The organism is Rhodosalinus halophilus (assembly GCF_003298775.1).
GTDB lineage: Bacteria > Pseudomonadota > Alphaproteobacteria > Rhodobacterales > Rhodobacteraceae > Rhodosalinus > Rhodosalinus halophilus.
This window is the reverse complement of sequence record NZ_QNTQ01000012.1, coordinates 1-8,905: the sequence shown is the minus strand read 5'-3', so window position 1 is coordinate 8,905 and position 8,905 is coordinate 1. Positions and strand designations below refer to the sequence as shown.

The following is an 8,905-nucleotide window of genomic DNA, read 5'->3' as shown; positions in this document are numbered from 1 at the left end:
GCACGGCGCCTTCGTCTCGGTGCTGGGGCCCTCGGGGTGCGGCAAGTCCACGCTGCTGCGCCTGATCTCGGGGCTGGAGACCCCCGAGCGCGGCAGGGTGGATATCGCCGGTCGGGACGTGACGCCCTTGCCCGCCTCGAAGCGCGGGCTGTCGATGGTCTTCCAGTCCTACGCGCTCTTTCCGCACCTGAGCGTGCGCGAGAACATCCTCTTCGGGATGCGCGTGCGCCGCGTGCCGAAGCCCGAGCGCGAGGCGAAGCTGGCCGAAGCGGTCGGGATGCTGGGGCTCGAGGGGCTCGAGGCGCGCAAGCCCGCTGCGCTGTCGGGCGGGCAGCGCCAGCGCGTCGCGCTCGCCCGGGCCGTTGTCTCGGGCCATCCGCTGTGCCTGATGGACGAGCCGCTCTCGAACCTCGACGCGCAACTGCGCCAGTCGGTGCGCCGGGACATCAAGGCGCTGCAGCGCCGGCTCGGGCTGACCGTGATCTACGTGACCCACGATCAGACCGAGGCGATGTCGCTTTCCGACACCGTGGTGCTGATGCGCGACGGGCGGGTGGAGCAGATCGGCCCGCCCCAGGAGCTTTACGCCGCGCCGGTCAGCACCTTCGCCGCCGGGTTCATCGGCGACCCGCCGATGGCGATGGTCGGCGGCGCGGCGCTGGGCATCGAGGGCCGGCAGGTGGGCATCCGGCCAGAGCACCTGCGCGTCGCACCGCAGGAAGAGGCGCATCTGACCGGCCGCGTGCGCGAGGTCGAATACCTTGGCGCGGGCACGCATGTCGTCATCGACCACCCGGATGCGCGCGGGCTGATCCTCATGTTCGAGGGTCACGCCGACTGGCGCCCTGGACAGGAAATCGGGCTCGCGCTGCCGATGGAGAAACGGGTTCTTTTCGACGCCCGCACGGGACGTTCCGAAAAGAACCCGCAGCAGAATTGCGGGGCGGACCATCGCCAAACGGCGCCCCGTGATCGCCGCAAGGCGCCTTCACCTCAAGCCTTATCCGATTGAAAGGGACGACCCATGCTTCGATACGCTTCTGCCCTGACCATGCTCGCCGCGAGCACGGTCGCTGTCAATCCGGCCGCAGCCGAGGACGTGGAACTCACCATGTATTACCCGATCGCCGTGGGCGGTCCGCTGACCCAGGTGGTGGACGGCATCGTCGCCGAGTTCGAGGCGGCGAACCCGGGCATCTCGGTCGAGGCGATCTATGCCGGCAACTACGACGACACGCGGATCAAGGCGCTCTCCGCGCTCAATTCGGGCGATCCCGCGCAGCTTGCCGTGATGTTCTCGATCGACGCCTACGACCTGATCGAGCAGGACCTGATCGTGCCCTTCGAGGAGGTGATCGAGGGCGAGGAAGAGCAGGCCTGGCTCGACGGGTTCTATCCGGCGCTGATGGCCAACGGCCAGATCGAGGGGCAGACCTGGGGCGTGCCGTTCCAGCGCTCGACCATCGTGGCCTACTACAACAAGGACATGTTCCGCGACGCGGGGCTCGACCCCGAGACCGCGCCGCAGACCTGGGACGATCTCGTCGAGATGGGCCGCGCGCTCACCACCGACGACCGCTGGGGCATCATGATACCGTCGACGGGCTACCCCTACTGGATGTTCCAAGCGCTGGCGATCCAGAACGGCGTCGAGTTGATGGCCGACGACGGGCTCAGCACCAACTTCACCGATCCCGCGGTGGTCGAGGCGCTGGAGTTCTGGGTCGCGCTGGGCCAGGAGCACGGCGTGATGCCGGAGGGCACGATCGAGTGGGGCACGCTGCGGCAGGCCTTCCTGGAGGGACAGACCGCGATGATGTGGCACTCCACCGGCAACCTGACGGCGGTGAAGAACAACGCCGAGTTCGACTTCGGCGTCGCCATGCTGCCCGAGAACGAGCGGCGCGGCTCGCCCACCGGCGGCGGCAACTTCTACATCTTCAAGGACGCGACCGAGGAAGAGCGGCAGGCGGCGCTGGAGCTGATCAAGTTCATGACCTCGCCCGAGCAGGCGGCGAAGTGGTCGATCGAGACCGGCTACATGGGCGTTTCGCCCGCCGCCTACGAGACCGAGGCGCTGCAGGCCTACACCGAGGCGTTTCCGCCCGCGCTCGTGGCGCGCGACCAGCTCGAGGTTGCCGTCGCCGAGTTCTCGACCTTCGAGACGGCGCGCGTGCGCGAGGGGCTCAACAACGCGATCCAGGCGGCGCTGACCGGCACGCAGTCGCCCGAAGAGGCGCTGGCCGAGGCGCAGGCCGCGGCCGAGCGGCTGCTGGACGCCTATCGCTGAAGGGAGCATTTCGGGGCGCCGGACTCCGGCGCCCCGTCGTCACACGGGCAGGATCATGTCGCACGTCATGGCGCAGGAAGACGGAATGGCGCTGCTGCGCCGCCGCAGGGCGATCCACGGCTGGCTGCTGCTGACGCCTGCGCTGGTGATGCTGACCACCTTCGCCTTCTATCCGTCGGTCGCCACGATCTGGACCAGCCTGTGGTCGCGCGGGACACGCCGCAATCCGTCCGAATTCGTCGGCACCGGGAATTACCAGCGCATCTTCGACGACCCGACCTTCTGGACCGTCGCGTGGAACAACATCCTCTACGCGGCCGTGACGATCCCCGTCTCCATCGGACTCGCGCTGGTCATGGCGCTCTGGGCCAACGCGAGGATCCCCGCGCGCAGCTTCGTGCGCACGGCCTATTTCACGCCCACGATGCTGCCGATGATCGCCGCGGCCAACCTGTGGCTCTTCTTCTTCACGCCGGGCTTCGGGGTTCTGGATCAGATCGGCGCGCTCTTCGGCGCGCCCTCGGTCAACTGGCTGGGCCAGCCGGAGACGGCGCTCTGGGCCGTCTGCATCGTGACGATCTGGAAGGAGGCGGGCTTCTTCATGATCTTCTACCTGGCGGCACTTCAGACCATACCGCCAGACCTCGAAGAGGCCGCCGACATCGAGGGCGCCAGCCGCTGGACCTACACCCGCCGGGTTGTCCTGCCGCTCTTGATGCCCACGACGCTCTTCATCCTCGTCAACGCGATGATCAACTCGGTCAAGCTGATCGATCATCTCTTCATCCTGACGAAGGGCGGGCCGAACGACGCCTCGAAGCTCATGCTCTACTACATCTGGGAAAACGCCTTCGCCTTCTTCGACGCGCCGGCGGCCGCGGCGATGACGGTGCTGGTGCTGGCTGTCCTGGGCGCGCTCGCGGCCTTCCAGTTCTTCGTGATCGACCGGCGGACGCACTACCGATGAGCCTGTTGCGCCATATCGAACCGCTGCTTGCCCTGGTCCTTGCCGTGATCTGGATCTCGCCGCTCGTCTTCGCGTTCTGGGCGGCCTTTCACACCAGCACCGACGCGGTGAACTTCAACCTGCTCGCGCCCTGGACGCTGGAGAACTTCCGCACCGCATGGGAGGGCGCGCCGTGGCTGCGGTACTTCCTCAACTCCTTCCTGCTGGTGAGCTCCGTGCTGATCGGGCAGTTCATCCTCTGCACGCTCGCGGGCTTTGCCTTCGCGCAGGTCGAGTTCCGCGGCAAGGACATCGTCTTCGTCCTCGTGCTGCTGCAGCTCTTCATCCTGCCCGAGGTGCTGATCGTCGAGAACTACAGGATCGCGGTGCAGCTGGGCCTGATCGACAGCATCCTCGGGATCGGCGCGCCCTACATGGCCTCGGCCTTCGGCATCTTCCTGATGCGGCAGGCGTTCAAGTCGGTGCCCAGGGAACTGGACGAGATGGCGCGCGTCGAGGGCTGTTCGCTGCTGGGGGTGCTCTGGCGGGTCTACGTCCCGGCGGCGCGTCCCACCTACCTCGCCTATGCGCTGGTGTCCGTTTCGACGCACTGGAACAATTTCCTGTGGCCGCTGGTCGTCACCAATTCCGACACGACGCGCCCGCTCACCGTGGGGTTGTCGATCTTCGCCGCGCCCGAGAACGGCGTGGACATCTCGGTGATCTCGGCCGCGACGGTCATGGTGATCGCGCCGCTCCTGATCCTCTTCCTGATCTTCCAGCGCCAGTTCGTGCAGGCCTTCCTGCGCGCGGGGATCAAGTGACCCGTCGCCAGAGCCGGGCGCGGGCGACGCGACCGTCGGGTGTCGCGCGAAGCTGCCGAACGCACAGGAGAGGGGAGCGCCGGAGAGAAGGCGCGCCCGGCGCTCACGACATGGGCGGGCGACGCAGGACGACCGGGCCTCCGCAGGGATCAACCCAGATCTCTTCGGTGGCAGAGTCGTTGCGGACATCGTGATCCCGCTGCGCCGCACGGGCGCCGGATGTGGCAGGGGGCCGCGACTGTCGGGGCGCATCGGGGCGCAGCGTTTTCAGAGAGATAATCCCATCGATGCTGCGTTCTGCAGGTGCGGTTTCCGCCCAGGCGGGGGCCGAGAGAAGAGCCGGGACGGCAGCGACCAGGATGGTCTTCATTACGATGTCCTCCATGATAGGCGGCTCGGCGCTTCAGTCAGCGCGGCTTCGGTAGGCGATCTCGGCCGGGATACGGTAGCTCCAGCGCAAGCCGGAGTTCTTCCAGCCGTTCACGTCCCGCACGCCACTCGGCCCGCGGTCGCCCTCGAACCCGTCGATCACGGAGTAGACCCGCCTGTATCCCATCTGGTTCAGGAGATTCGCGGCGCGCGCGCTGCGGCTTCCGGAGCGGCACATCAGCAGGATGGTCGCTTCCGCATCGAGGCCGCGGTCCCACGCGAAGGCTTCGAAGGCCACTAGAAAATCGGGATTTGGGATGAGCCGGTAATTGCCCTTCTCGGCGTCGAACTGCCAACCCTCCTCCACGATCATGTAGGGAATATGCTTGTCGATCCCTTCTCCGACGCCCACGAAAGCCACCTCGGCGCGACTACGGATATCGATCAGCACGGCATCGGGGTCTCTGGTCCGAAGCTCCACGGCTTCTGTCGCGGTGAGGTAGAGGCCAAGAGCGGTGCGCTTCTTGCTGGGCAGCGCGTCGTTCGCGAGTGACGCGCCTGCCGATACGGCGAGCGCGCAGAGTGCGCCCAGCCCGCTCCGGAGACTGATATGCATCGTCTTTCTCCCCGTTGGATCATCTGCCTTCGGATCATCGCGCGGTTCCGGCCGTCGCGAATGGCCCAAATGGTCTAAGAGCTGCGGGTGGGATGTTCCCGAGCCGCGTCTTCCATGGATCCTGCGGCAGAAAGACGACCGGAGAAGTCTCAAACGCCGCTCGCGGGCAATGGAGCGTCGCGAGCCGGGACGGCAAGAGAGCGCCACGACTGCGCGCGGGGGGCTGGCGCCTCGGCGGCACGGCCTGCTTGTGCCGGGGAGCCAGAGCCCGCATGCCTCCACCCTGTCAAGCTCCACGCGAGCACCGAAAGTCACTCGGTTCTGAAGTCATCATCCGGCGCTTCGGTGCACCATCTGCTTCCGACGGGTTCCCAGACAGCATTCCGTGTTTCAGCCCGCACGATGACCAGGTCGCGCGAGACATCCACGATCTCCGGCGAAAGAAGGCTCAGGAACAGATGAAGAGCCTCCGGCGTCAGGCACATGGCGAGTCCCTCCTGCATGGATGTGCGGGGTGTGATTCGTCCGGCGCGGTCATTGCGTCCAGGTCGATCTGCATATGGCCATCACGGTTCCGTCCGATCGCCTCGTTGCGGAGCCCGTGACCTCGATCCGGGTTGTCCGCGCGCCACGATGAAGGCGGACGGCGCTCCGCATTTCCATCCGATCACCTGTCGGAAGATCACCGAAGGAGTGAATCTCGCGCGCTTCCAGGCGCCCTGCCTGCGAGATCAGGGCGGAAAGAACGTCTTCCTCGCGCTGCCCGAAGAGATCGATGAGTCCAACGAATGCGTCCAGGGCACATCCTCGACGTTCGGGGCAAAACCGAACGGAGATTTCCTCTGTGACGACCTCTTGATACGCGGAGCTTCGTATTCGCCGTGCCATCGCGCGAAGTGCCTCTGCCCGGCGCCGGTTGGGTTCGCTCGTCTCCGGGCGATGCCTCGAAGCGGTCTCTGCCGGCCGGATCGGTGGCGTTCGTTGCTCTTCTCCTAGGACAGTCACCAACTCAATCGTCAGAAAGCTGTCGCCACTCGCGGTCAGGACCGTCTCGCTGCGCCAGCCATTCGCTGCGCTTGGTCGTGTGACTTGAAAGACATGCGAGTCTTCGTGCGAAGAAAAACCTTCCGGGCGGCCACAGATCACGGCCGAGATGCCCGACACCGCCTGCCCTTGCGCTATGTCTTGCGCGCTCGCGCTAGAGATGCGGGCCATGGCGAATGATGCATCGCCCAAGTGCCGTCGCAAACAGTCGCCCACCAGACGACCCGGAAAGGCGCCACGACGATGTCGCGCAGGCGGAATGCGCAGGGGCGTCGCAGTCATCGCGGCGTTTCCCGGCGCGGCACCGATGGCTGCACGTCACGCGCTGCCTTCCGCCCCTTCAGGGGCCAGGCCTTTGGGCCAATGGCTTGGCTGCGAGCTCTGTCGCGCAACGCGCCATGCGCTGCCGGAGTGGCATGCATGATATCCCTCCTTGCCCGTGTGCGTTGGGGGACCATTGCGCACCGGATCGGGGCGCGAATGGCCCGAATGGGCTAGCCGATGCGGGCGAAGCACGCATCGGCGCGCTTCTGCGCCGACGCACGTGCTATATTGACGCTGGGGCACATCACGGCCCGGCGGTGCGCGGACATGGAAGGCGAGATGAGAGCAGAAGGGCAAGACCGCGTGACGGCGCGCGATCGGGTCATCGCAGCGATCTACGACACGTTGCTGCGCCCCGAGCTCTACGACAGCTTCATGGATGCCTGGGCCGAAGAGATGGACTCCGGCCCTGGAGGATCTGGCCGATCTCCGGGCGGGGCAGGGGCAAGGCGCCGGCGTGCCGGTGGACCCGGTCCTCGCTGAACATTTCGAGCGCGCCACTGATCTGCTTGAACGGATGCGCCAGCAGAGCCAGCGCGTCCCACTGACAGATCGCGTTGCGCGCAGCCAAAGGGTCGCCTTGCTACTGACCAGCGACATGCGTGTTCTCGCGGCGAGCCCGCGCGCACGGGCTCTGCTCGGCGGGTGCGGAGAGGGTGCCGCCCTTCTCGACCACCTGACCGCGGACGGCGCGCGCAGCTTGCGCGAACTTGTCCATCTCTCGCGCGGGCGGTCGGAGCTGCAGCGACTCGCCATCCTGCACACAGACACCCAGCCGAGGCATCTGCTCGCTCGGTTGATCGACAGGGAAGAGACCCCGGACCCGGCGCGGCGCCAGGCCCCGGCGCTTCTGATCGAAGCGCTGGACATTGCCTGGAACGCGCACCTTTCCCGAACTCTCTCCGGGTCCTTCGGCCTTTCTCCCGCCGAGATCGAGGTGATCGAAGGTCTGATGGCGGGACACAACGTCCGGGAAATCGCCGCGCATCGCGAGCGTTCTGAGCATACGGTCAGGAACCAGATCAAGACGGCGCTGGCGCGCACGGGAACCGGCGGTCAGGCCGATCTTGTCCGTCTCGTCGCCATGATCGCTAAGGCGACACCGCCCGCTCCGAGCGGCGCCGGCGGCGCCGAGGGCCTCGGGCGGTCGCGGCTGTTGGACCTTGCCGACGGCCGGCGGATGGAGGTGCTCGAGATCGGACCGGAGGCCGGCCGGCCGTTCCTCTTTCTGCACGGGATGCTCGATGCGACGGCCGGTCTCGCGCGCATGGTGGGCTATCTGCACGAGCGTGGCCTGCGCGCCGTCGCGCCCCTGCGCCCGGGCTTCGGCGAATCCGACACCGCAGGCCCGCCGCCGCAGGCGCTCGAGCGTCATGTGGAGGACTTGCGCAGCCTCTGCGCGCAAGAGAGTTCGCAGCCCATGCCGGTGGTGGCACACATGGGCGGCGCGGTTGCAGCCCATACCTTTGCCGCACGTGCGCCAGAGCAGGTGTCAGCCATCGTCAGCGTCGCGGGTGTCGTGCCCATCGTGGACCTGCGGCAGATCACCGCTATGCCACGCCGCCAGAGAATCGTCGCGATGACCGCGCGCTTCGCTCCAAGCGTCGCGCCGGCTCTGCTACGGGCGGGGATCGCGCAGATCGACAGCGATCAGGTCGACCGCTTCCTCGGTGCGCTCTTTCCGGAGGGCACGCCTGATCGGGCCGTCATCGACTCGCTCGGCGTCGCCGACCTTATCCATACGGCTTATCGCAAGTCGGTCGCGCGGGGGCCGGAGGGCTTCCAGACGGACGGCTACCACGTCGTCCGGGACTGGTCGCGCGCCGCCGGCGCACATGGCCGGCCGGTGCACGTGATTCACGGCAAACGGGATCCCGTGGTCACGGCCAGGAGCGTGGAAGCCTTCGCACGTGAGTTGAGCAGTCGCAGCCTCACCATGCTTCCCGATGCCGGCCAGCTCGTCCTCTACAAGCATCCGCACCGAGTCCTCGATGCAATCGAAGTCGCCATGTGATGCAGGCTCGCCGTGGCGGGCTGCCCCAATCTGTCACGGCCGGATCATCCTCGCTCGACATTTCGGAGAGGGTGCCCCATGCGCCTTCCGGCTCCTCCTCACCGTCGACGGCGCCACGCCGAGACGCGCGGCCATCGCCCGCGGCGTCCAGTGCATGGTCTCGTGCGGCGGCGGCTCCAGGGTCAGCCGCACGATCTCGGTCACCTTGTCGGCTGGCGTCGAGGGAATCCAGGACGGCCGGGTCTTGTCCCGCAGAAGGGCATCGACGCCTTCCTCCATTGACCGCTCCTGCCCGCGCCAGACGCAGGTCTTCGACTTGCCCGTTGCCGCCATGATCGCGGCGTTGCCGAGCCCCCCATCGCCCGGGAGGATGATCCGGGCCCGCCGCACATGCTTCTGGGGCCGGTTGCCGTTCGCGATGATCGCTTCCACCCGCTGACGGTCGCTGGAAGAGATGCTGAGATGTCCACTTAACCTT

9 protein-coding genes are annotated in these 8,905 nt (G+C 67.0%); 5 read left to right on the top strand and 4 right to left on the bottom strand.

Features of this window, described 5'->3' with window-relative positions; translation table 11 throughout:
- From DRV85_RS13295 to DRV85_RS13280, 4 genes are all read left to right on the top strand, one after another.
- Positions 1–1,012: ABC transporter ATP-binding protein (locus DRV85_RS13295; RefSeq protein ID WP_147238850.1), on the top strand; the 1,012-nt coding region annotated here is incomplete at its 5' end.
- A gap of 39 nt (positions 1,013–1,051) precedes the next feature.
- Complete coding sequence (locus DRV85_RS13290) at positions 1,052–2,290, top strand: ABC transporter substrate-binding protein (protein ID WP_420820922.1); 1,239 nt, start codon at positions 1,052–1,054, stop codon at positions 2,288–2,290.
- 55 nt (positions 2,291–2,345) lie between these two features.
- A complete protein-coding gene (locus tag DRV85_RS13285; protein WP_233495512.1) occupies positions 2,346–3,257 on the top strand; it encodes a carbohydrate ABC transporter permease in 912 nt (303 codons plus the stop codon).
- The gene (locus DRV85_RS13280; RefSeq protein WP_113289967.1) at positions 3,254–4,060 is read left to right on the top strand and encodes a carbohydrate ABC transporter permease; all 807 of its coding nucleotides are present in this window, start codon (positions 3,254–3,256) and stop codon (positions 4,058–4,060) included. The genes DRV85_RS13285 and DRV85_RS13280 overlap by 4 nt, the downstream gene beginning before the upstream one ends.
- A 103-nt stretch (positions 4,061–4,163) precedes the next feature.
- Here the strand turns inward: DRV85_RS13280 and DRV85_RS19020 are convergent, their stop codons facing one another.
- The 3 genes from DRV85_RS19020 to DRV85_RS19015 all read right to left on the bottom strand — a co-directional run bounded on the left by DRV85_RS19020 (position 4,164) and on the right by DRV85_RS19015 (position 5,548).
- On the bottom strand, positions 4,164–4,430 hold the full coding sequence (locus DRV85_RS19020) for a hypothetical protein (protein ID WP_233495511.1): 267 nt from the start codon (positions 4,428–4,430) through the stop codon (positions 4,164–4,166).
- A gap of 33 nt (positions 4,431–4,463) precedes the next feature.
- A complete protein-coding gene (locus DRV85_RS13275) occupies positions 4,464–5,045 on the bottom strand; it encodes a rhodanese-like domain-containing protein (RefSeq protein WP_113289966.1) in 582 nt (193 codons plus the stop codon).
- Positions 5,046–5,356: 311 nt separating this feature from the next.
- On the bottom strand, positions 5,357–5,548 hold the full coding sequence (locus DRV85_RS19015) for a hypothetical protein (protein ID WP_147238848.1): 192 nt from the start codon (positions 5,546–5,548) through the stop codon (positions 5,357–5,359).
- A 1,322-nt stretch (positions 5,549–6,870) separates the two neighbouring features.
- Here DRV85_RS19015 and DRV85_RS13270 point away from each other — a divergent pair.
- Entirely contained in the window at positions 6,871–8,427 is a 1,557-nt protein-coding gene (locus DRV85_RS13270; protein WP_158540156.1) for a bifunctional helix-turn-helix transcriptional regulator/alpha/beta hydrolase, read from the top strand.
- A 33-nt stretch (positions 8,428–8,460) separates the two neighbouring features.
- On the opposite strand, the gene DRV85_RS13265 is transcribed toward DRV85_RS13270, so the two are convergent.
- On the bottom strand, positions 8,461–8,905 hold a 445-nt coding region (locus DRV85_RS13265), incomplete at its 5' end, for a helix-turn-helix domain-containing protein (protein WP_147238847.1).

Excerpts from the sequence above, each read along its gene's own strand:
- DRV85_RS19015 (WP_147238848.1), bottom strand. The coding sequence starts at position 5,548 with ATGCAGGAGGGACTCGCCATGTGCCTGACGCCGGAGGCTCTTCATCTG.
- DRV85_RS13280 (WP_113289967.1), top strand. The coding sequence starts at position 3,254 with ATGAGCCTGTTGCGCCATATCGAACCGCTGCTTGCCCTGGTCCTTGCC.
- DRV85_RS13290 (WP_420820922.1), top strand. The coding sequence starts at position 1,052 with ATGCTCGCCGCGAGCACGGTCGCTGTCAATCCGGCCGCAGCCGAGGAC.
- DRV85_RS13275 (WP_113289966.1), bottom strand. The coding sequence starts at position 5,045 with ATGCATATCAGTCTCCGGAGCGGGCTGGGCGCACTCTGCGCGCTCGCC.
- DRV85_RS13285 (WP_233495512.1), top strand. The coding sequence starts at position 2,346 with ATGTCGCACGTCATGGCGCAGGAAGACGGAATGGCGCTGCTGCGCCGC.
- DRV85_RS19020 (WP_233495511.1), bottom strand. The coding sequence starts at position 4,430 with ATGAAGACCATCCTGGTCGCTGCCGTCCCGGCTCTTCTCTCGGCCCCC.